At 47.9% G+C, this 22735-nt stretch carries 17 protein-coding genes, 4 pseudogenes and 1 other annotated feature; of the genes and pseudogenes, 12 read left to right on the forward strand and 9 right to left on the reverse strand.

The window, feature by feature from the left end; all coding sequences use genetic code 11:
- Window positions 1-51 precede the first annotated feature (51 nt).
- Window positions 52-503 (forward strand): annotated as a pseudogene (locus tag F0P97_RS11680) (NADPH-dependent FMN reductase); the annotation flags it as partial.
- Window positions 504-725: 222 nt separating this feature from the next.
- Here the strand turns inward: F0P97_RS11680 and F0P97_RS11685 are convergent.
- Window positions 726-1490, reverse strand: a complete 765-nt coding sequence (locus tag F0P97_RS11685) for a LuxR C-terminal-related transcriptional regulator (protein WP_420093903.1) — start codon at window positions 1488-1490, stop codon at window positions 726-728.
- A 591-nt stretch (window positions 1491-2081) separates the two neighbouring features.
- Between F0P97_RS11685 and F0P97_RS11690 the strand changes: the two genes are divergently transcribed.
- The 3 genes from F0P97_RS11690 to F0P97_RS11700 all read left to right on the forward strand — a co-directional run bounded on the left by F0P97_RS11690 (window position 2082) and on the right by F0P97_RS11700 (window position 3885).
- Window positions 2082-2705 carry a hypothetical protein gene (locus F0P97_RS11690; RefSeq protein WP_232538210.1) on the forward strand — a complete coding sequence of 208 codons (624 nt, stop codon included), beginning with the start codon at window positions 2082-2084 and terminating at the stop codon, window positions 2703-2705.
- 76 nt (window positions 2706-2781) lie between these two features.
- Window positions 2782-3522 carry a hypothetical protein gene (locus F0P97_RS11695; protein ID WP_182286848.1) on the forward strand — a complete coding sequence of 247 codons (741 nt, stop codon included), beginning with the start codon at window positions 2782-2784 and terminating at the stop codon, window positions 3520-3522.
- 30 nt (window positions 3523-3552) lie between these two features.
- Window positions 3553-3885 (forward strand): hypothetical protein, encoded by a 333-nt coding sequence (locus tag F0P97_RS11700; RefSeq protein WP_087866358.1) that lies wholly within the window; start codon window positions 3553-3555, stop codon window positions 3883-3885.
- Window positions 3886-4086: 201 nt separating this feature from the next.
- On the opposite strand, the pseudogene F0P97_RS11705 reads toward F0P97_RS11700, so the two are convergent.
- Window positions 4087-4757, reverse strand: a pseudogene (locus F0P97_RS11705) (transposase); the annotation flags it as partial.
- Window positions 4364-4480 (reverse strand) — a sequence feature (AL1L pseudoknot). It overlaps the preceding pseudogene by 117 nt.
- 313 nt (window positions 4758-5070) lie before the next feature.
- On the opposite strand from F0P97_RS11705, the gene F0P97_RS11710 reads away from it, so the two are divergent.
- Window positions 5071-6288, forward strand: coding sequence for a GGDEF domain-containing protein (locus tag F0P97_RS11710; RefSeq protein ID WP_182287183.1), 1218 nt, complete (start codon window positions 5071-5073; stop codon window positions 6286-6288).
- Window positions 6289-6936: 648 nt separating this feature from the next.
- Here F0P97_RS11710 and F0P97_RS11715 read toward each other — a convergent pair.
- Window positions 6937-8466, reverse strand: coding sequence for a catalase (locus F0P97_RS11715; protein ID WP_087866357.1), 1530 nt, complete (start codon window positions 8464-8466; stop codon window positions 6937-6939).
- Between the two features lie 131 nt (window positions 8467-8597).
- A pseudogene (locus F0P97_RS11720) lies at window positions 8598-9073 on the reverse strand (transposase); the annotation flags it as partial.
- A gap of 371 nt (window positions 9074-9444) precedes the next feature.
- Between F0P97_RS11720 and F0P97_RS11725 the strand changes: the two are divergent.
- A complete protein-coding gene (locus F0P97_RS11725; RefSeq protein WP_087866356.1) occupies window positions 9445-9720 on the forward strand; it encodes a hypothetical protein in 276 nt (91 codons plus the stop codon).
- A 284-nt stretch (window positions 9721-10004) separates the two neighbouring features.
- On the opposite strand, the pseudogene F0P97_RS11730 reads toward F0P97_RS11725, so the two are convergent.
- The 5 genes and pseudogenes from F0P97_RS11730 to F0P97_RS11750 form a co-directional block, all read right to left on the reverse strand.
- Window positions 10005-10133, reverse strand: a pseudogene (locus tag F0P97_RS11730) (transposase); the annotation flags it as partial.
- 486 nt (window positions 10134-10619) lie between these two features.
- Window positions 10620-11072 (reverse strand): DUF4231 domain-containing protein, encoded by a 453-nt coding sequence (locus F0P97_RS11735; RefSeq protein ID WP_182286849.1) that lies wholly within the window; start codon window positions 11070-11072, stop codon window positions 10620-10622.
- On the reverse strand, window positions 11069-12211 hold the full coding sequence (locus tag F0P97_RS11740; RefSeq protein ID WP_182286850.1) for a nucleoside phosphorylase: 1143 nt from the start codon (window positions 12209-12211) through the stop codon (window positions 11069-11071). The genes F0P97_RS11735 and F0P97_RS11740 overlap by 4 nt, the downstream gene beginning before the upstream one ends.
- The gene (locus F0P97_RS11745; RefSeq protein ID WP_182286851.1) at window positions 12208-12657 is read right to left on the reverse strand and encodes a response regulator; all 450 of its coding nucleotides are present in this window, start codon (window positions 12655-12657) and stop codon (window positions 12208-12210) included. Before F0P97_RS11745 ends, F0P97_RS11740 begins: the two co-directional genes overlap by 4 nt.
- Entirely contained in the window at window positions 12654-15641 is a 2988-nt protein-coding gene (locus tag F0P97_RS11750; RefSeq protein WP_182286852.1) for a hypothetical protein, read from the reverse strand. Before F0P97_RS11750 ends, F0P97_RS11745 begins: the two co-directional genes overlap by 4 nt.
- A gap of 653 nt (window positions 15642-16294) precedes the next feature.
- On the opposite strand from F0P97_RS11750, the gene F0P97_RS28010 reads away from it, so the two are divergent.
- The 6 genes from F0P97_RS28010 to F0P97_RS11775 all read left to right on the forward strand — a co-directional run bounded on the left by F0P97_RS28010 (window position 16295) and on the right by F0P97_RS11775 (window position 22612).
- A complete protein-coding gene (locus F0P97_RS28010) occupies window positions 16295-16774 on the forward strand; it encodes a hypothetical protein (RefSeq protein WP_420093911.1) in 480 nt (159 codons plus the stop codon).
- Window positions 16775-17247: 473 nt separating this feature from the next.
- The gene (locus F0P97_RS28015) at window positions 17248-17589 is read left to right on the forward strand and encodes a Mov34/MPN/PAD-1 family protein (protein ID WP_420093912.1); all 342 of its coding nucleotides are present in this window, start codon (window positions 17248-17250) and stop codon (window positions 17587-17589) included.
- A gap of 341 nt (window positions 17590-17930) precedes the next feature.
- Window positions 17931-18314, forward strand: a complete 384-nt coding sequence (locus F0P97_RS11760; RefSeq protein ID WP_182286854.1) for a helix-turn-helix domain-containing protein — start codon at window positions 17931-17933, stop codon at window positions 18312-18314.
- A 248-nt stretch (window positions 18315-18562) separates the two neighbouring features.
- Window positions 18563-20077, forward strand: a complete 1515-nt coding sequence (locus F0P97_RS11765) for a site-specific integrase (protein WP_182286855.1) — start codon at window positions 18563-18565, stop codon at window positions 20075-20077.
- 26 nt (window positions 20078-20103) lie between these two features.
- The gene (locus tag F0P97_RS11770) at window positions 20104-22140 is read left to right on the forward strand and encodes an integrase (protein ID WP_182286856.1); all 2037 of its coding nucleotides are present in this window, start codon (window positions 20104-20106) and stop codon (window positions 22138-22140) included.
- Window positions 22118-22612 carry a hypothetical protein gene (locus F0P97_RS11775; protein WP_232538214.1) on the forward strand — a complete coding sequence of 165 codons (495 nt, stop codon included), beginning with the start codon at window positions 22118-22120 and terminating at the stop codon, window positions 22610-22612. The genes F0P97_RS11770 and F0P97_RS11775 overlap by 23 nt, the downstream gene beginning before the upstream one ends.
- The last annotated feature ends 123 nt before the right edge of the window (window positions 22613-22735 follow it).

Here is a 22735-nt window from a genome sequence, read left to right on the forward strand (position 1 = left end):
AATCTCGGCTCCAAGATCATGCCGATTAGCAGCCTGGTCACGCTCCTCTTGCTGCATGTGCTTGCCAAGAAGGGCACGACCATTGGCTGGATCTCTCCCGAGCGTCGCGGTGCGATGACCAGTATTCTCAAAGCGCAGATCGACTGGATTCCCTTGTCGGTTGGCGCGGTACGACCGACGCAAGGCAAGACACTGGCGGTGATGCACGTCTCGGGGGCTCACAGTCCTTCAATGCTGCCAATCAGGTGCGTGTACTGGCTCGCTTGATGCGCATGATCACTATTCCGAATCTGTCATCCGTAGCCAAGGCGTTCGCGGAGTTCGATGAGGCTGGCCGAATGCAGCCGGCTTCGTATTACCAGAGGGTGGTGGATGTGATGGAAGAACTGATCAAGTTCACTCTGCTGACGCGAGTCTGTGCAGACTACTTAGTGGATCGCTATAGCGAGCGCCGTGAAAGCGCCGAAGAACTGTCCAAGCGAGTCAATCAACGTAGCATTTAAAGGAGTTCGAGAGATCACATGTCAAAGCACGTCAAGTGTTGCTGAACAGGTCATCCCTATAGATGAGGTGTCGGCACGGACTGCTCTGTCAAAGCCGATGCTTTACAAGCTCTTGCGGCACGACAAGTTTCCTCACCCTGCACCGATCAAAAATATTCAATCAAAGAATATCTGTAAGAATAATTCCATTTATCTCGAACTTAAAATTCAGAAAAAAAGAGTTTAAATGATACCGGTCAGCATCGCATATCTAACAGCTTGTGCTCTGGTTCTTACCTGCATTTTTCCGTAAATATTTTTTACATGCGTTGCCACAGTCAATGGGCTGATTTCCAGGTAGGACGCAACCTCTTGGGTGCTTTTCCCTTGAGCTATCAATTTCAATATATCTATTTCTCTTTCAGTCAGCGACTCGAATTTTTTATGCGTGAAGATTTCTTCTCCATGCATGGCTGCATTGAATATTTTGGGGATGATTTTCTTCGCCACCCGGGGAGATATCGCAGCCCCACCATTGGCTACTTCCAGCACAGCCTGCAAATAGCTGCCAAACCATGAATTCTTCACCAGGTATCCAACAGCGCCTCGCTTAAGAGCATCCATGGCCGCATCATCGTTTTCACTTGCAGAAATTGCGATGCATAGCACCTCAGGCCTTTTTAATTGAATCGACTCAAGCAGCTCAGCTCCTTGGCCTTCGCCAATGGACAGGTCGATGAGGAGTACATCGAACTCTTGAGAAAAGACGTTCTTGCGAGCCTCTTTGTAGCTGGAAGCCTGTCCTACCAGAAGAGTGCGCGGGTCACGCATGAGTTCCTGCGCGATCACGTTCCTGATGTGTCTGTCTTCATCGACCAGAAAGACTCGCACAGGTTGGCTCTGCTGACCTTTCATGTCGGACGGCCACATGCCACCGAAGGCAATAGATGCGCCTTCAGCTCTGCCGACGTCAGACCGCGAACTCATAGATGCGTCGGATAGATACATGTGACACCCCAGCAGATAGATAGATTGGTTGGCAGTCACGCGAAAAATAAAATCTGCTTTATTTAAAATCCACAAAAAACAATTAAAGAATAATTTTGTTTAAGTTTTTACATTTTAAAACTCTAATATATGGTACTGATTTCAGTAGAGGCGTGAAAAATAGATGTAAACCCTTTGTTCTTGAGGCAATAGATAAATAAAATAAAAAGAAATATAGATTACTTTTGTTAACACTGTAAGAATTTTTCCATGGTTGCTATTTATTCAGTAGCGCACCATGCAGATAAAACAATAACGCAATCATTTTTTGTTGAATTTATTTTGTTAAGAAAATATTTCTAAACAGGGTATTACTGTTTCTGAGTCATTTTCTGAAACTGGCCTCACCGAACGCCTGTTTTGGAACGTAACCAAGCACTCCAGAACTTGTTGACGGTTAACAGGGGCCTTTTGCATATCTACAAATGGTCTTTTGCTCACACACACTCTTTCTTTCACTTGTCTGAAAACTCGCTATTTAAAGGAACGATCATGAAAAAGTCTGTGATTGCCATGGCGGTTATTGCGTTGGCTGGTGTTGCATCTGCTGCTGTGAGCAGCTCAAGCATTGCAGCCACAAACACGACGTCGAGCGCATCGTCTGCCACGCTGTCGGGTGCGGCTAGCTCGGGTAACGGAAGTGCGCTGAGCATGAATAGCGCAACCTCCGGTGCAACGTCGAATGCAAACGCTGCTGGCGGCGCGATCGGCGCAGGCGGTTTTGGCATCGGTGGGGCTGCTGTCGGTGGTAGCGCAACTACTTTCGGTAATGTGAAGAGTCTTTCCGCTACCTCCGGCAACGGTGTTGCGGGCGGCGTAGCGGCTACCAATGCCAATGCGGGCTCGGCTGCTGCTGCCGGCTATAACGCAGGACCCGTCAACGGCACTGCCTTCGGCGGCGCCTCTTCTCAGACCGCGAATGTTGCTGCAACTGGCGCCGGCCCTGGCGGCGGCCTGGCTTACATCAACAACAATGCTGGTACCACCTCTGGCTACAACGCCACATCGGGAGCCGTTTCCTCACCTTGGGGCTCGTTGACCAATACCACATCGAACGCAGGCTCTGTGGGTACCGTCCACCAGAATGCCGGGGCATGGGGTAATGCCGGCTACCTCTCTAACGGCGGTGGCACCTCCGGTACTGCTGGTGCAGGCTCAACGGCCAATGCCAACTAAGGCAGCTATCCCAAGATAGTTGTGCTTGTCCCGGGCCTGGCTGGTTGGTCAGGCTCGGGCAACGTAGGAGCGAAGCATGAAATTCTCAATAGCTCTGTTAAGTCTTTGCGTTCCTTTGTGCAGTTATGCGCAAAGTGCCGACAGCAGCGCGCAAAGCTCCTCTAACTCTTCATCCGTAGGGGCACAACAGAATCAGTCGGTCACCATTGTCAATCCAGTTGCTGCTCCGGCAGAAAGTCGATCTGTCGCCACGATGGAAAGTAGATCCACTTCGACCTCCGATCAAAACATCACAACGAGCGGAACAACAACCCAGAACCTGAATAACACAGTGTCCGGAACGTCCAAGAACATTGTGGAGTACAGCGGCACCTACACCCTGAAGAACGTTCCTAGCGTGAGCGGACCCAACCTCACAACCAGCAATGACACCTGCATGGGCAGCAGCAGCGGCAGCGCCAACGGCCCTGGCTTTGGCGTGAGCTTCGGCACAACCTGGACGGACGAGCATTGCAAGCGCCTGAAAATGAGCCGTGAGCTCTGGAACAAGGGCATGAAGGCCGCCTCGCTGGCGATGGACTGCATGGACCCGGCAGCGCGCGTGGCCCTGGAGATCACGGGTTCGAAATGCCCTCAATCCATGACCGCAGATGAGCGCCGGAACAACTACGGGCCGGATGCTTCGGCACAAGGTAGCCCAACTCCTACTGCGCCCCCTTCAGAGGCTCAGTCAAGCTTTGCGCCTGAGGTCACTCGCCCCACGGCTATCACCTCTGTGATGGATGACCCACGTACAGCACGGCTGTATGGCAATTAGTGGGCGTGATTCCTAATCTAGGAGGCCGCTATGGGCAAGACTCTAGCTCTTTTAGCGATTGCACTATGCTGCGCTTCGTCTTTGGCTGCGCCCGATTCCAGGGCCATCAATGAACCGTTGAGCATTCAACGCCAGATCTTCGGAAGTGGCGAGCAAGGTGCAGCAGGCTCGCAGCAAGCCGAGCCAGTGGGCGACTATGGCGTCTGGCATGTGCCGCAGTACTTGCCTGGCTATCCGACGGCTGCAACGATATGGCCTCGCGCTATCCCTGTGAAATGCAAGGACGGGCAGTGCGAAGGCTATGTGATTACCCCGCAGATGGGGCCAGGTGAGTACCTGTTTTTTGTGCCTACAAGCGAATAGGCTGCACAGGGCCACAGCACTCCATGAGTGCTGGCTGCAACTCACCTAACAAGGGCGGGCTTCGTGCCGCCCTTGTTGATTTTGCTCTGCAAATACGCTGTCACTCAGCACCGAAACAGCCCAAGTATGACTTCAAGCTTAAAGACTTCCTGGTCGCTTCAGCTAAAGCGCCCCGGCTTTTGAGGAGGCTGTTTGGTTAAAGAGCGGACACGGTGCTTTGGCATCACCGGCGGTGGTGCACGACCTTGCCGCGCATCACACCATGCAGCCCCAGCTTGCGAATCAATCGCTCAACCGTGCAACGAGTCACGACAACGCCTTCGCGTGCAAGTTGCCGCCACACCTTGTTGGCGCCATAGACCTGCATGTTGGTCTGCCAGACATGTGCAATTTGTGGCATCAGCATCTCTTCGCGATGAGCGCAGGCACAGCGCTTATGTGGCTCGCGCAGCAGCGCCACATGCCTTCGATATGCCGACGGAGCGACCTGCAAGACCTTGCAGAGCGGCTCGACTCCGAAGGCATCACGATGCTTGTCGATGAAGGCCTTCAGGGCTTGAGGCAGCGGTCGAGCTCCGCCTGGGCGAAAAGCGCACTGGCCAGCTTCAGTATCTCGTTGGCCTGCCGCAGTTCTTTGACGTGGCGTTCAGCTCCTTGATCCGCGGTGCCTCGCTGGTCGTGACATTTTCACGCTAGCCGGCATCGATTTCAGAGCGCGTGACCCATTCGTTCAAGGTCTGCGGCACGCAGTTGATCTTTGGCGCAATGAACTCGATGGTCGTCCACAGCGATGGGCACTCCCCACGATGCTCATGCACCATCTTCACTGCCCGCTTACGGACTTCCGGCGAGAACTTGCTTGACTTCTTCATGGCTCAATCCTCTCAGAGTGCTGAGCCTCCTCAAAAGTCGAGGCGATCCACTCCAAGATCTATACCGATTCCCCCTTATGCCTTCTGAAGTAGACATCAACATGTTGACTCCAAGTCGTCAGCAAATGCAGAAATCGCAATTTTTGCGACCTAAAGTCAAAAAGTGAACTGTCAAAGGTCACAAGAATTTGTTACTTTCTGCGCCACAAGGCTAGTCACTTCCACACGGCCTGATGCTTTTGCGTTTGGCTTGGATTTGAGTTTTGGTCAGTTGGCACATCTGGTGGCAATCCTTATCGAAGGGGCTGAGAGTATGCACACAAGCAATGACTATATCTACGTGCTTATGCCATCGCTGCTCTTGCTCTTTCTAGCTGGCTTACTGGGTGTGTGCTGGATAGTTCAACGCCAACAGCGCTTTTTGCTTTGGCTATGTGCTGCTTACTTGCTGACGGCATTGTCCCTTAGTACTCGCAGTGCGCTGAAGCTAGAGACTTCAAATCATTTTGTGGCGCTCGTTAGCACACTGTTTCTGGCGGGGGCCTGGTGTCTAGCCAAAAGCTTTTCAGTTCGTCGAAATGTGTTTGTACCATCGGAGCCAAATGCATTGTTATGTGTCCTAGCGATGGCATCGTTTTACTATTTCGACCAGATTGACCCCAGTTTGGTCGGGCGACTGCATGCTGTCAGCATTGGAGGAGGCCTGATCCTATTAATGCCAGTCTCGGCAGTCCTGAAAAGAGGCCGCTCCAGTGACTGGCTAGACCAGGCGCTCTTATGGACATACCTCTCTAACGCCGTAGTCACTATCCTACGTCCCACACTTGTGCTGAGCTTGGGGGCTTCAGGCCTCAACGATGCCATGCAATTCAACTCCACTTACTGGACTACGACGTTGATGAGCATTTTGTTTTTTGCACTGCTCTTCACAGTGCTGATCTGCGCCTCAACCGCCAGAGACACAGTCGCCAAGTTACAAACTGAGCGCGACTTTGACATGTTGACCCAGATTCTGAATCGGCGGGGGTTCCATGAACTGGCACAGCGTAGGCTTGCGGATCAGCGCCTTTACCCTATGGCGATTCTCGTCGGCGATATCGATTACTTCAAACGAATCAACGACAACTGGGGGCATGCTAAAGGCGACGAAGTGCTACAGCGCGTTTCCGCGGTCATGCAACACAATGTGCGTAACCAGGATCTGCTGGCTCGTGTTGGAGGCGAGGAGTTTGTGATGCTGTTGACCCGAATTGATTTGCAGGGGGCAGAGCAAGTCGCCAAACGCATTGGACGAGAACTAAGGCACGATCAGGGAGGCGTGCTTCAGGGCGCTGTGGTGACGATGAGCTTTGGTCTCACTTCGATTACAAGAAAGGATCAGCTGGAAGGCGCACTGAAGCAGGCTGACCAGTTGCTGTATAACGCTAAAAATGCAGGGCGTGATCGTGTGCATGTAGAGGGCCGTTTTTACCCTGACATTAGATTTGAAGACACCAATCTTAATGACTACACCGTGCCGTCACTGCTATAAGCGCTTGGCAAAGCGAAGGCGAGAGGTGTCTCCGTAAACGCAATGCATCACTAGATTGGAAGTTTCCTCGACCACCTGCGCTAGTTGTGGTTGACCAAGCATTTTTTGATAGCGAGTATGTTCAGCCAGAAGCTGTGAGCCGCCATATTTTCATGGTGAGGTGGATGTCGCTTAAAACTTGGAAGTTCAAGCAGTCATCCCAAGAGACCTTCGGCACTCGATAGTGAGTCCTGGCAGGCCGTAACGGTGCTTATGTGCCACATCAATGGCAAATCGATCTATCCTCCAATCTCGCCCAACAATCGTTTCAGCTCACCTCGACAGAGACCCCGCTGGTAATTCTGCTGTCTCATGGCTTGGCGCTGGAGGACGCAGCAAGAGAGCTATGTATTCGCCTTAATACCGCAAGGGCTCGCTTGTACTCCATCTTCTCCAAGATTGGTGCCCGCTGCTAGAGCGAACTGGTACGAATTTTTCTCGATAGCGTGGTTTGATTAGGACGTGGAGTTGTTGCATAGATCGAATTTAAAGTGTGTCTTTCCACGCAAGACTGACACGCTGGGGATGCAAATAGCAAGACCCTGACGCCTCATACAAGACGCTCACTTCAAGCGCCTTGTATAGCCGCCAACTTTTAACTTAGGTTCGCTACGCTGGCAGCGCTACCAACGCGCTGCCGTACATGGGGTCGTCTTTTTTCGAGGCCAGAGCGGCAGTTAGATCGATGCCGAGAGCCATGGCTACGCCGGCGCCGTATGCTGGATCAGCCGCGTGGCAATTCCGGATGTGACGAAGCTTGATAAATTCAGGCGCATCACCCATCGCACGGCCGGTGTTGCCGAAAAGTGCTTCCTTCTGGCTGTTGCTCATCAAGCGGAATAACTTGCCAGGTTGCTCAAAGTAGTTGTGGTCATCCTTGTCGTAGCTCCAATGGGCGGCATTGCCTGTGAGCTTGAGTGGCGGCTCCATGAACTCAGGCTGACTTTGCCATTGTCCGAAGCTGTTAGGCTCGTAGTGCGGTAAGCCCCCGTAGTTGCCATCTACTCGACCTGGGCCATCGCGGTGGTTGCTGTGCACAGGGCAGCGAGCTTGGTTGACTGGAATCTGGTGATAGTTTGCCCCTAGGCGATAGCGTTGTGCATCGGCGTAGTTAAAGAGGCGAGCTTGAAGCATACGGTCAGGGCTAGCACCGATACCCGGAACCAGGTTGCTGGGAGCAAAGGCCACTTGCTCGACGTCGGCGAAGAAGTTTTCAGGGTTCTTGTTCAGCTCGAACTCGCCAACTTCAATAAGTGGGTAGTCGCCCTTGTACCAAACTTTCGTCAAGTCGAAAGGGTGCAGAGCGTACTTCTCAGCATCAGCCTCTGGCATGACTTGGATGGACATAGTCCACTTTGGATATTCGCCGCGTTCGATAGCGTCGTAGAGGTCGCGCTGATGGCTTTCGCGATCCTTGCTGACCAGCTCGGCCGCCTCAGCATCGGTGAGGTTCTTAATACCTTGCTGAGTCCGGAAGTGCATCTTGACCCAAAAGCGCTCGCCCGCCGTATTCCAGAAACTGTAGGTGTGCGAGCTGAAACCGTGCATGTGACGGTAGCTGGCAGGGATACCACGGTCGCTCATTACTACTGTCACTTGATGAAGGGCTTCGGGCAAGAGCGTCCAGTAGTCCCAGTTATTGGTCGCGCTGCGCATGTTCGTGCGTGGGTCACGCTTGACGGCCTTGTTAAGATCTGGGAATTGCCGAGGATCACGAATGAAGAACACGGGAGTGTTGTTCCCCACCATGTCCCAATTACCTTCTTCGGTATAGAACTTGAGGGCAAAACCTCGAATGTCGCGCTCGGCATCTGCCGCGCCGCGCTCGCCTGCCACCGTCGTGAAGCGGGCAAACATTTCCGTTGTCTTTCCCACCTCACTGAAAATTTTGGCGCGAGTGTACTGGGTGATGTCGTGCGTGACCGTGAATGTACCGAAGGCGCCGGAGCCTTTAGCGTGCATACGGCGTTCAGGAATAACCTCACGAACAAAATTTGCCAAACGCTCGTTCAACCATAGATCCTGCGCTAACAGCGGTCCACGAGGCCCCGCGGTAAGGCTGTCGCGGTTAGTAGAAACTGGTGCGCCGAAGTCGGTGGTCAAGTGAGTTACAGGGCACTTCTTAGTGTCATCACTCATACAGTTCTCCTAGCTGGTTGTGGGATCCAAAAAAATATAGGTCAAATGCAGTCGTGTCCAATATCGTTTTCATCTACCTGAAGGTGACAGCCTAAGTCGTAATTTACGTCTCGACGAACCTCCATCTAGCAGTCGTGCCTGTTGGCTCTGTTGACGAGGATCGCCAGCGGGATGCCTCTGGCATCTAGAACGAGGTGGCGCTTGGTGCCAAGCTTGCCTCGGTCCGTCGGATTGGGACCCGTTTCATGGCCCCCCAGGGGCTTGGTACTGAGGAGCCATCAATGCTGGCCCGATTCCACTCGATCTGGTCATGTACATGCAAGCGAGTCAGCATGGCCTAGTGAAACCGCTCACAAATAACCAGCAGCGTTCCAGTCGTGCAGGCGCCGCCAGCAAGTCATGTCGCAGCCGTATCCAAAGGATTGGGGAAGGTATTCCCATGGAATGCTTGTTTGCAGCACGAACAGGATGCTGTTGAGGGGGGCTTCATCGCTGACTGTGAGCTTGCGCGCACGGCCTTTGGCAGGAGGCACAAAGGCTGGGAGCAGGGGGGCTGTCGCCACTGTTCTTTGCTTACGGGGCGTCGTGCGACGAGGGCAGTGAGCATAACTGCTTTGCAGGGGCTATCGACGAAGTGGTGTTGGCCACTCTTACTCGGGGGCATAGGCTATGCACGCCACCATTCCGCATCTCATCTTGAGTTTATGGACTAGCTTGCGGTGACCGGCGATTTGAAAGGTAACGTCTTGGCCTGATCTTGAAGGTAGACTGAGACTCTACATGGTTTAGAGCCGCCTTAGCATCCTTTGATACAACTCCTTGATAACATCTAGTGGTGCGCTAGGCAAAGTGTGTTCTGGGCTTTGGATAGGCGCGTGTTTGCGATGTAAGTGCTGGAGGCTGCGAGGCGTGTGCATGCGCCCATTTACTACGATGCAGGTTCTTGTTCAAGCATCGAGTACCAGAAGGAAAAATTACATGACAGAGACGGAAGAGTTGCAAGCGCAAATCGAAGCTTTGCGGATGCTTGTAGTGAGCCTAATAGCGCAATCACCCACTGATGCACTTATCGCGGATGTAAAAAGTCGCTTTGATAATTGGGAGTACATGAACCCTCCCGCCGCCAGCGGTGATGGCTACCATGATCTGATGCTTACAGAAAGGGATCGCGCCCTTCAGTCCATGCAGATACTCAGGAAGCAATACGGCGAGCGAAGTGCTCAAGTGAGGCTTGACCTCCAAACCTCCTTGTGATGAGACATGAGAAGCATGTTAGGCACGTAAACTAAGAGTACCGATGGCACCCACGGCACTTGTACCGGGCTCTTGGGCGCTTCATTGTTTCGGGGCGATGAGACCACCCAGCAGTACTCATCACTTAAGCAACTCAGAATCAAGTCCAGTGGTGTGTGAGTACCATCAACAGACTGCTGTTGTATCGATCTGCTGATGAACTGCGACAGTCGAAACTCGCATCTGAGGCGTTTTCTACGTGATTGCTACAAGGTAGGATGCATCAGTTAGCTGTTTTGAGAGCGCCATGCCCTCAGCCGCGTCTCGTGCACATCTAGGTCGCGCTCAGCTTGCGTCACTGCAACGCCTCGCACGGCCACCAGCTTGACCGTTTCAACCTTGAATTCCCGGCTGAACTGCTGTCTCGTTCCCATAAACCACCTCCTGTTTCATTTTCCACCTTAACAGGGTGTCTTTTAAACCGGCAACAGTCCAGTTTTCTTAGCTGGATGTAGAGCATCACCAGGCGGATGCGATCCTCGTATGAATACATGAACTACCTCTCAGTAGCCCAAGATTTCATCCCCATCTCCGGTGCTATTCCAATAGCGTCGGTGTGCTCATCAGCTTCGCCATCGATACAAGAAGTGACGCAAATGGGCTTACGCAGTTATTATTGAAAATTTTATTGTGAAGGAAGAGGGTGTCTCGGATTTTAAGGTGAATAGTCTGAATTATACGAATAGCCTATGAATTCGGTGGTGCTTAAATCACACAGGGATGATTCGCTCGAGATAAGAGAGAATAGTTAATAGTATTATATGTGCTACACGACATCAAATAAATATCTGGTTATCCTCTCTGGCTGGGATAACTCGGATATAAGGAATTTTTATGAAAATACAGAATTAATCTGGAATTTAGGTAGTATGTTCAGATTCTTTTTTCATTACTGATTCAGGATTGGGGACTAATGGAAGCCATCGATTATGTGTATCCCAGGCGATTGCACGAGTCGAGTCAGCCAGTAGACGATTGTTATCTGATTCAGTGCCATTGAATTCTCCGAGATTGAAGTTGTATTTGCATAGCACATCTTCAATTTTCTTCTGGCTATCTCTATAAATTGCCCATAGATGCTGTGGCTTCCTGAGTTGTAGCCATGCAGTACTTGCGGCAACTATTAGAGATAGGCTTGAGGGGATTATTTTCCCCATAACGATACCTTCTCCGAGCATCACAAACATAGGGCTAAGCAAACTAAATAAAACAATGATTGAGAAGCAAAATAGTGACTCCCTTTTATTGTGATCTGCCTTCTTCCTATAATGAGCTATAGCGGAATTGGCAAGACTAACGGCATCGATTTTCATTTGGTGGCCTCAAAATGTTTTTTGAATGCGGATATCATGAAGTTCGCAGATATAAAGCTTCCGTAAGCATGCAAATCATCATTCTTCTCAGTTCCGCAAAGGTCGACTACGGTTTTTGCACATATGCAGGCTGGCGTGCATGTAGATAATTCCGCTGCACGCTGTATAGCATAGACCTCCATATCCAGCGCAGTTACTTTACGGTGGATCAATGCTACTTGCTGCAAGTAAGTATCGCTTGCTATTACCGCGGATCCACTTGTGAATATGCATACCTCCGGTGAGGTTTCAACTTTTGGTTTCTCGCCAGTAAATCCTGCCTCAAGGCTGCTAACAAGTTGATTTGAGGCCGCAAGTGCCCTCAGACGCACGAGAGTCAGGTGATCGGTAGAGACTTGATAAGGCTCATGTAGGAACCCATCAGATGACCATTTTCCTGACTGATATTCGTATGACATGCTTGATATAAGCAATTGTCCAAGATTCGTACGTTTCTCAAAGCCACCGCAGATACCGCTCATGCCGATTAAGGTTGGCCGAAATCGCTCTATACAAATAGCCGCAGTTATGGCCGCATTGACTAGCCCCATTTGCGGTAGTAATACTGCCGTTCCGCGGCGTCCATCAAGTGTGAAATCTAAGCAATCAATACCTGCTCTAATTACTGGTTGGCAATTAAGCAGCGTAGCATACGGGTTTCTTTCTTCTTGCAAAGCACAAAATACAACAAAATCAAATCGAGTATTCTTGCGCAACTGAACAAGTAAGTGGTCGAGGGTAGATTGCCAACTACGCTTATCTTCATAATTTGCCAGGATACAGCCATTCGCTTCATACATGCTTCTTAGCTCGGGAAATTCATCCGGGTGCGAGCTGATTGCAAGCAAGAGGGCATCGACCTTGCCAGCCTTAATTATTGACTGAAGAATAGCCTTTCCGTTAGGCTGAGCCTCTCCCCCATCTACATATGGAAGATAGAAGTCAATGATAAACAATCCAATTTCTGAGCCTAAATGAGCGGAAAAATCCGTCATTGTTTTCGCGTACAAGATGTCCTTGGCTGATATGCCTTTGGATTCCAGATATTTGGAAATAACGCGACGCTTCTTCTCATTATCCTCAATCAGCAGAATTTTCATAGACTGGCTCTCAGTATAGATTTTATTTTTTGAAGAGTTGCCTTTGATTTGTAATGATAAAGAACGGCCCCGATAACATTTTGGCTATACTTTTGTTTAATAATCTTGGGTGAGTCTTTTAGTTTTACCTTGGCGCCACCGATGTAAAAATCAGGATATTGAGTAACAATAATTATATTTGTCACTCCACCTTTGAGTTTTAACGCTCTGAGGACTTCAATGCCACCTTGAGCTTGATCATGACCTTTTTGTCGATCATCCGCACTTTCTCCAAAAGTAGAGAGAGCCATATCCAGTACGATTAAATCGTACTTTTCGCTCATAACGTTAAGAACCGCCTGACTGACGCCATCAACGATCTCAGGGGTTGCATGAAAAACTTCATTAATGCACTCGACTAACTCGTCACGCTTATGAGGTTCATCCTCAACAAGTAGAAGTTTCATGGTTTCTCCTCTGTTTCGTTCTTTTGCGCAGCCAATTCCCCTCTGATTGAGAACCCTAAGCTAATTCTCGAATCCGTAGGATCGGGGCTGCATCGCAAGGTGTGATAGCCCTCACTAGTGCGTGTGATGAACTTAATTTTTTTGATACCTGTGTAGCCTTCTGTGACCATATCTGCGCTGGTCTCAATCGCATTAACTGCCTTCATAATGCGATCTTGTGTTTCAGAGAATTTATCTTTTGGCACAGACGAAATGATATCGACTGTTACACTTTCTAGGGCGGTGGAAATTCCTATCGGATTCGAGTCTACGACGACTTGAATTGGGGCATCGCCAGCCCCATGCTTGACAGCATTTTGCAGAAGTACGGCTACGCAATCGTAGAGACGATGCACACTAATTCCAGTATATTTGGTTTCCACCGAATTTCCGCTGAAGGTCAGAGGGAGCGTTCGATTTAGATCATTGCTGATAATTTCACATAGTTCTCTAACCGATGCTGATATATATCCGGTTTGGGGAACTTGGAACCAGTCGGCTACTTTCTTGAAAATATCATTGACTGCCTCATGGAGCTCGGCCTTCATCTTGTTTTCAAGTATTCCGTAGAAACCTGAAAAATATTTGTCAATTGACGCATTAGCTTCGCGCAATAACGTTGTGCGAATGAACCTTGCCGCATTTTCAAGCTGTGGTCCAATCTGATTCCAGCAATATGCTATAACCAGCTCATTCATTAACTCTCGACCACCTGCTGTTCGCAGTGTGTTTACAAGGCTCCTCAAATTCTCCTTAGTGACAGAGTCTTCTAGGTCTAACGTTGATCGGAATAACGAGGAATTTGATTTAAATTGAAGATAATCTTTTTTTAGTTTTGTGATAATTCCGCGATAGGATTCCATCCACGCTGCGACGGTATTTCGCATATTTGCGTTGGTCATTACCGCCGTGTACTGAGGATTCGTTAGAACAGAATCTATTGAATCTGTTGTCACTCCATCCAACGTATTGTGTCGTATTCTTCGGCCAAGATACGACTGAATACCGAATTCTGGGTTTAAGCAAAATTGTTCGAATGCATCCTCTGCGATTTGAGTAACTAAATACTCGTTTTGACTGTTAAGTCGAATTATTACAATGCCTTCGTCGTTAGCGTTATCTCCTCCGAGTGAGGATATCTCGGCCTCTACCTGGGGATATAGTGAGCGATATTGCTCTGTAGAAACGGTGGGGTTAGTGTCAAGCCATTTCTTCATTGCAACACTATCCACATACATCCGGCTACTGTCGAAGTATTGTTGAAGCTTCGCGACTTTTGTTCTAGTTGTAATAGAATCGGCTTCAATAAAATATTCAATTCGATTTAGTTTGTGACCAACGGCTCGCAGAATATCACTTCGTACACTCGATGCTTGTGATACGTTCTTTATCAGTGAATAAAGCTTTTCAAGTGTCACTTCATCGAGACTGCCAACAATATAATTGGCTACTTGAGGGGAGTCATTAAGCAAATACTCAATAAAGTTGAGGATGTCTCCTTTGTGCTCGGCTTTTACGTGAGATACAAGATCTGTTCTGAATTCAAAATCTACATCCGGGTCTACAGACTTTTTTCGATAGAGTGCTAATGCCAATACCCCAACCAAGCTTTTCGCTTCAGCAGGTGCAGTTGTATATAAAGCACGCATTTCCTCCTCTGTGAGAAGTGCTTCCAAACCTACAGTATTTTCAAAAATGAAACGAATTTCATCTTTGGTAAGTAGTAGCATATTTGACCTGTTTCCCAAGAATCGTAGGAAGAGGTAAGTTCTATAGAAAGGATCGAGTGTTATCGGAATTGACTCATCGACAAAAGATAGATCAGGCGATAAAAGCAGACCCTTATTTTCAAAAGGCACAGAAATCTCAAAGATCTTTCCGTCGACAATTTCAGAAAGCAAGCGAGCACCTATGACTTTATCCATGCGATTTCTGAAAACAGCTATATTTTTTCTTTCTAAGAAAGCCGCAGAAACTCTGTAAAGTTCAAGTGTAGGGTAGCTGTCTATATTATTCTCTTCATAGTGCTCCGTTACTAGAGCACCATTACTCTCGCTCTGAGAGAATGCAATTAGTTCTGATAATGCCGCATTGACTGAACTATCAAGTCTATTTTCGATCTCGATGTGAGCAAGCTCATAATCTGGCAAATTTAGGACTACGATGAGTGAGTAAATTGCATCTATAAGGCTCGATTCCGTCGCACGCAGAAGATATCCAGAGAGATCTTCATAGTCTAAAGGAGTAGGTGCAAAATTGCTTAAAGATATTGCTTTTCTAATATCCCCCTCTACTCGACCGACAAGTCCACTGACTCTTCTCCTGGCAACCAAGAAAAGGGATATGCGCGAGCTAATATTCTCTAGGGCACTGAAATGAAAACCTGGACTCTCTCTGTGCGATATATCGTCTTCTATTTCGTTGACAATATCCATTTCGCGAGCACTTAAATCACGGGCGCTGCGAAGATATGCAAGCTTAAAAGATAGAAAATTTGATGCACCAGTTTTACCGCTAAGAGACTTTATTGCCGTCAAAGCATCTATTGAGCTCATCGACTCGATAAAAACAAGAGAGCGAATGTGCTCTATAAGTTCGAGCGCGTGTTTTTTGTGAGAATTAATATAACCAAGGGTATAGCAAAGCTCACTTCTCCAAATTAATGGAGGAAATGATGTTGTGCGGAATATTTCGTCACTTTTCTTTTTGTGGTTATTATTTTTCTTATTTAGAAGACCATGGGGACCTTTTAACAATGCTCCAATCACCATGCTGTCTCTGCTTGTGCAGCCTTTGCGAATGGACTGTGCGTCTTGAGCTCCCACTTCTGGTTTTGAGCAATAACCTCTCAGCAAATTTCTCTTTTCTTTACTATTAATTTGAGAAATAAGCTTGTATACCTCGGCAGGGCGCCACGCTTTTTTGCTTGAAATGTTCGAGTTCATTGCGCAAATTCTTCCCATGTTTGTGCACTAGATTTCTGCTTACCTAGCTGTCCGATTTCAACCACCAGTACACCGACTATTTTGTGACCTGTAACTCATTGTATGCGTGATCCTGTACGACCACGCGTCAAGACCTAGACAGCCGAATTTGAAAAATCGAGAATTGCTCTTTCAGACCAGAGAGGTCTCCAGCAATGCCATGGCATTAATCTTCATGATCTTGAGTGCTCACTTACGGACTTCACTGCGAACGTGCGCCAATGACCTCCTCAAGGTTCCTTGGAGCAAATCCTGTGTGGGAGCCATACAGCGGCAGAGAATAGTCAGACTTGTCGCAACTCATAGAAGTGACATGCTGAGCGGGCTATCGATGGCGGTTTCGATAATTTCGATAAACGTTTGAGTGCCTCTCAACGTGAAGTTGCTGGCACCAAGGCCGCCGTCTTGGCTGGCCAACTACAGCTACGCACAGCGTGCCTCAAGTCAACTCATCTTGTAGGCGGATGCAATTGCGCTCCTTCAGGAGCCGCTTGGCAGGCGAGCTCCTCATCGACCTGACCTTGTTATGCCTGATCGTGGCGAAGAGTCGATTCGCTTGGTCGGGGGGCTGAGCGTGTAGTTCGCCCTATGATGAAATCAACCAGCTATGGATGATGGATACCTGTGTCTCAGGTGAAAGACTTGCTGAGGCGCTTAGGCATCTGCGCGCACGTGGTTTCAAGCCCACCTGCAATCGGCACAGAATCAGGTCATTCGAAGGGGCGCGTCAATGCAAAGGGGATCCATCAGAATCCGGTTTGATATCTGGGACTGGGATTTCTTGGAGTACCCAGCAATCACCATTCTCGATTGATCAGCTGACTTTCCATCCTAAGTTCCACACTTGGATGAAAAGGGACCGCTGTGCTACTTCGCACATGGCTCGAGTGTGTTGGGTCAATACGATCCAGCTTCAGAGCTCACGCACCAATTTCCTTATAGCAAGGTCAACGCTCGCATCGATAACGTGCGCGATGTGTATGACCTTTTTGGCCTTGACCTGGCCATTGACGCCACTGGCGAAGAGTTGGTCAGTGAAATGGTCAACGCCAGGCGCGTGCGATCTGGCCTCAACACACCTGTCGTTCATGTGAGGATTCGTGGTAACGGCGAATGCGTGCAGACTTTCTGGACGCAAGGTGAATCTTATGCATGCTTCCGATGCCTAGTGCATGCCGGGCACAAGAACTACCGTGAGGAGCGATACCCTGTCTTAAAAGGGGAAGCTCAGCGTAATCGATCGGGTGTGGTGGCTTCACCCCATACGCCGTAAACGCTCCGATGTCCGCAGCAGCTTTGTGTATGGAGGTCGTCGTTGACTGGCTCCAAAGAGGGCACACTAGTCCACGGTTTCGTACCCGTGCAATGGCAAACGCTAATGTGTATGGAGTGAAGGATCAGGATGTAGCGCGTCTGCCGGCCTGTCCGGCTTGTGGAAAAGAACATGCTGTGCCCGCTACCGTTCGGGAATGATGAAGCAAAGCTGCTTGTGGAAGATCCTCTACTGGCAAGCTTGGCACCATATAGACAGCTCGCTTCATTCGAACCAGAGGCGGGAGGGATCCTGATGGGCTACAGGAGAGGTGCTCACATCCACATCACTGAAGCTACGTTTCCATCGAAGGATGATGTTAGAAACCGATTCAGATTCTTCCGGCACGCGAATCACCATCAAAGCATTGCTCTTCAACGATGGGAAGATACGGATAGAACTCTCGACTATGTCGGCGAGTGGCACACCCATCCAGAAGATGCTCCTGTGCCGTCGCACATTGACCTGAAGCATTGGCGCGAGATCGCTGTTGGCAGGCGCTGCCCAATGGTCTTTGTGATCGTTGGCCGGAGGAGCAACTGGATAGGAGTAGGTCATTTCGACCAAATCCACCAAGTCTCCCCGCTTCAAAAATAGCGAAAGCAAAAAAATATCTATAACAACGGAATTGTTACACAGCTTAATTTTCTAATAAACCTATAAATGCACGTTTGTGCAAATTTCTGGTGAATTTTTATAGTCTGTATAAGCTTAAATAGATGTTTGTCAATTAAGTTAAGTTACAGTTTAAATGCTAAAGTTTGATATATGCGATTTCTGGCTATATCAAATATCCATGTGCGTCAATAAATAACATTGACATCCTGAAAAAGATTGCTTAGTCTCCCGCGGTCGTAATAAGGGAGTATTTGATGCGTGTGGTCTTTATAAAAATAGTCTTGCTGAAAAAGTACACGTTCTGAAAAGCCGGGGGGGCCGTGAATCAGTTCAGTAAGTTTTTGCGAGATCTACGTATCAAGCGTGGGCTAATGCAAAAGGACGCCGCACACCTGCTTGGCTATGAGTCGAGCTATCTTTCGGCCTTGGAGCGTGGTTCCAGAGGCCTCCCCAAACAAGAATTCTTCACACGCCTGGTGCGTACATTAGAGCTGGATGAGGCAGAGCAGGTTGCACTCAATGAGGTGCTGCTGCAATCCCGACGGCAAATGCCCATACCGGAGACCACTAGCCGGGATGAGCAGGTCCTGTTGACCAAGCTACAGGCTAAGTTGGGTTGCTTGCAACCGCTTCAGATCCAAATCATCACCCTGGTTCTCTCAATGCCAGCTGCGTGCGCGCACACCACGGAGGAACTTTCATGACATAAACGAAAAGCGAGCCCGAAGGCCCGCCTCTCGAGGGTACCTATTGATACCACGTCCGCAAGCAAAGTATCGATTCCCTTCTGCCAGGCGTCAAGCCTTCCCCCCCACACCTTTACCGTTTTTCGCTAGTTTTTTAACTCGCGATGTTTTCCTGCGCCCAGATTTTTTGTGGTAAGGGAATAAAAGAATATATACGCGTGCTGGCGTAGGAGTAAGGCTATCCGGCCCGCGGAGGAAAGTAATGTATGCAAGATGCACTTAAAAATAATAATGAGTCTCCGGATGATTGGCACTTATCGAGTGCATGTCGCACGCGAAGTGGCGTAATTTTTGACGCAACTGCTGATCTTTGGGATTACCGTGATGGGTTAACTAACGTAAAAATAAACTTTGAGAAAATTAATGCTGCTGATGATTTCTTTAAAAGAGCCTTAAAAAGAGTAATGGCATCGGTTGCGATGGTCAACGGACCGGAAACTGTTGTGCTCTATTTTGACGCTGCTGTTGGATTTTTGTGCTCTATATATCAGTTCAGAGAGAGAATTAATGAAGTCAGTGGTGAAGATTTCTTGAGGTATAAGCTCTCACAGACGAATAACAGGGTTTCTTTGACTGTAAGGTCTGTTCTAAAAAAATGGGGGGAATTGAGTATAGGTGGTTTCTCAAAAAATTTGCTGCCGACATTGAATAACATAAGAATAAATTCCCCAAATTCTGGGGTGGCTGTTGCTACAAAGGATCCTTTAACTGGTCCATTTACAGACTTCGAGTTTGAGTCGATAAATAATGCAATGGCTAGAGAGTACGCAGATGGGGGAGTTTCGGTCACAACATACACAATGGCGCTGATTTTTATCGCGACAGGAGCTAGGCCTGTCCAGATAGCTGCAATGAAAGTTAAAGACGTGAAGGTTGTAGATTTGGGGACTGGGATAGATTACAGCATTGATGTACCACGAGCAAAGCAGAGGCGTGAACCGCGTTCGGAGTTTAGAAATAGGCCGTTAATAAAATCTGTCGGGAAACTAGTAAGTTTATACGCGGAAGCGGTTCGGTCTAAGTTCTCAAAGATTATGGATGATCCTCTTGAAGCACCACTGTTTCCTGGATATCAATGCAAAACTTCGGCTAAAGCTGGGTTTGCTCATCATCGTTTGTCGTCGTCAATTAGCCAAACTTTCAACAGAATAATGAGAAGATTAAAGGTCATATCAGAACGAACTGGAGGGCCGATTAATATAACCGCCATTCGATTCCGAAGAACCTTCGCGACGCGTGCTGCTCAGGAAGGGCACGGTTTGCTAGTAATTGCAGAGCTGCTAGATCACTCGAGTACAAGACATGCAGGCATCTATATTGACACACGCCCGGACATCGCGGAACGTATTGATAAGGCGGTCGCTTTAGAGTTGGCTCCCATTGCGCAAGCATTCGAAGGAAAAATTATTGTTGGCGATATGTATGCAGCAAGGAAAGAAGATAAATCCAGTCATATCCGCGACCTTCGGATTAGCAACTCACCTTTAGCGTCATGTGGGCAGTACGAATATTGCAATATGTGTGCCCCGGTTGCATGCTACACCTGTAATAGCTTTGAGCCTTGGTTGGATGGTGACCATGAGGCTGTATTAGATTACTTGCTGAAGAAACGTGGCACACAACTTAAAGAAATAGATGCTCGTATTGCAACCGTTAATGATAGAACAATTATTGCTGTGGCTCAAGTAGTTAATTTGTGCAGGCACCAACGCAGTATTTGAATCGTTTCTCAAAGGTCAGAGTAAAAATGAATAGTAATGTCATCCCATTCGTTCCAAAATCGGAGAAGGCAACGCTTGAAAATCTGGAGCAATTTGTGGCTTACTGCAAAGAGCAACTGTCCTCTCTGGGAGGAGATGTCGATTTTTATAGCAATATTTGGGATATATCAACATGGTTGAAAAAGAAAGGTGACAGCCATCGCGTAAGTATCCATTTCTGGAACTGGGAAAATAGGAATTTGAGAAATGATGGTTTGGTTTCTATGGCGGAGCCACTTTTATCTTTCGTTAAATCTTACTTTATATATAAATTTTTCTTAGGCGCCACGAGGAAATCGAATGCGATGTTGGCGGCTTTTCGGGTTCTGGAATTATCTTTGCTCGACGTTACCGGAAGTGCGAATCCAAATGATATTAATCAAACTGTGTTGAATCACGCTGCACAAATACTGAAGTCTAACTATTCCGAGGGCTCTGCATACGATTGCGGGAGGATCCTTTGCGCAATTAATAAGCTTGCATCCGATTACAGATTGCTCAAGGCGCCTAGCTTGTGGCGTAATCCGTTATCGCCTGATAAGGGATACTTGATTAGAGTGGGGAAGGAATATGAGAGAAGACGAAAGAGGAAAATACCTTCTCCTGCCGCTTTCAACGCACTAGGGGAAATTTTTCAAATCGGAAAGGCTCCAGATGACATCCTAGTCTCCTCAGTGTGTGCTCTTCTTTGCAGTGCTCCAAGTCGGATTGTCGAGATAACATTATTGCCATCCATATGTGAAGTTTATGATGTAGATCCTAAGACGGGAGATAAGGTATATGGAATACGTTTCTTGCCGGCTAAAGGTGGATCACCAATGGTTAAGTACATTGCCCGACCTATGTATAACGTGGTGAGAGAAGCAATAAAAAGGATACGTAATTTGAGTGAGCCTGCTATTGAAATTGCAAGATGGTATGAAAAAAATCCGTCGAAGCTTTTCTTGCCTCCTGAGCTTGAGCATCTCAGAGGTAAAAGAGACTTGAGCATGAGTGAAGTTGATAAAATAGTTTTTTTTGAAGCAACAAGGAATGTTAATAGAGGTAACCAATGGGTGAAACTAAATTTCGTACCTAGGTTTAAGAAGGATTCCGACAATAAGTTTTATGCGGATTTCTCCGATGTGGAGAAGGCTATTATAAAGATGTTGCCAAAAAACTTTCCATTTTTGAACAAATTAAGTAAGTTGAAATATAGTGAAGTTCTTATGTTGGTTAGAAAGAATGAGCTCAGTTCTAGGAAGTCTACCTACCGCTGCATGATTCATCAAATTATTGCGCAGGATATAGGGAATAGAATTTCTCGAGAATCCGAAAACAATCTGTTTAAGAAATATAGTTTCACCGAGGATGATGGGAGTGAAATTCTGGTGACTACACATGAATTTCGTCACTATCTAAATACAATTGCTCAGATTAATTTTATGGATCAGCTAGATATTGCACGCTGGTCAGGTCGAAAAAATGTTTACCAAAATGGCTACTATGACCATGTTTCAAGTAGAGAAATAACTGAAAAAATCCGTTTGGCTTATCTTGGGGAGGCTGCTGCGATTGGACCTATCACTAGTCTACATAAGGTTTCCTTAATTCGACGTGATGAATTCGCTTTGCAGAGAATTCCAACAGCTCATACCACAGCTTATGGATATTGCGTACATGATTACTCAATGTTGCCATGTCAGCTACACCAAGACTGCATGAACTGTGATGAGCAGGTATGTATAAAAGGGGAGGGGGATTGTAAGGAGGAAAATATTCGGGCCTTGAGAAGCGAGACTGAATTATTGCTAGCAAATGCTAAAGAGTCCCTCGGTAACGATGTATATGGTGCGGACAAGTGGGTAAGACATCAGCAATTGACACTTGACCGATTGAACAGCCTCTGCTCAATTCTAGATGACCCTAATGTCCCTGATCAGGCCGTTATTCGCCTCGACGATTCTCTGACTCAAGGTGTGATTGAACAAGCCATGGAGCGTCGTGCAATTGATCTGATGCATGATGAAGATTATGAGAGATAAGTCGTGGTCGCGTGCGCGGAATCTGAGTGATCTGGATATTAAAGAAATTGTTGATATTCTTGACGGTTGGGAGGGGAAGTTGAGTTGGGATTTGCTAGTTGAATCAATCAACAAGCGCTTAAATCAAAGGTACACTCGTCAAGCATTAAATAATCATAGCCGAATTGCTGATGCCTTTAAGCTAAGGAAGAGGAGCTTGTCTGCTCAGCCAATCAGGCAACGCTTGCCCATTGCCGCGGCTAAAATCGTCGATCAAGAAATCGATGTTATTCTTCAGCATAATCACTATCTTGAAGCCAAAGTACAAAGACTTGAAGCGGAAAACAATAGGATTCAGCAGCGACACGTACGTTGGGCCTACAACGCTGCTCTTAGGGGCCTGAATATGCATTTTCTGGACAGACCACTGCCGGTCATTGATCGTCAACAGACAGAGGTGACAATGGAGTCCCTTTCGAAGAAAACCCGATGAGTTTCTTCCGTGCTCGTTGTCTTTCGGGCGCATGATCCGTGCTAGCTATCACAGTTAGCTAGCTCAGTTCGTGGTGACAGTTACTCCAGATTGTCCCTCGGACTTGTTCACGTTTTGCTGGAG

This window comes from Comamonas testosteroni, assembly GCF_014076415.1.
In the GTDB taxonomy this organism is placed as follows: domain Bacteria; phylum Pseudomonadota; class Gammaproteobacteria; order Burkholderiales; family Burkholderiaceae_C; genus Comamonas; species Comamonas testosteroni_F.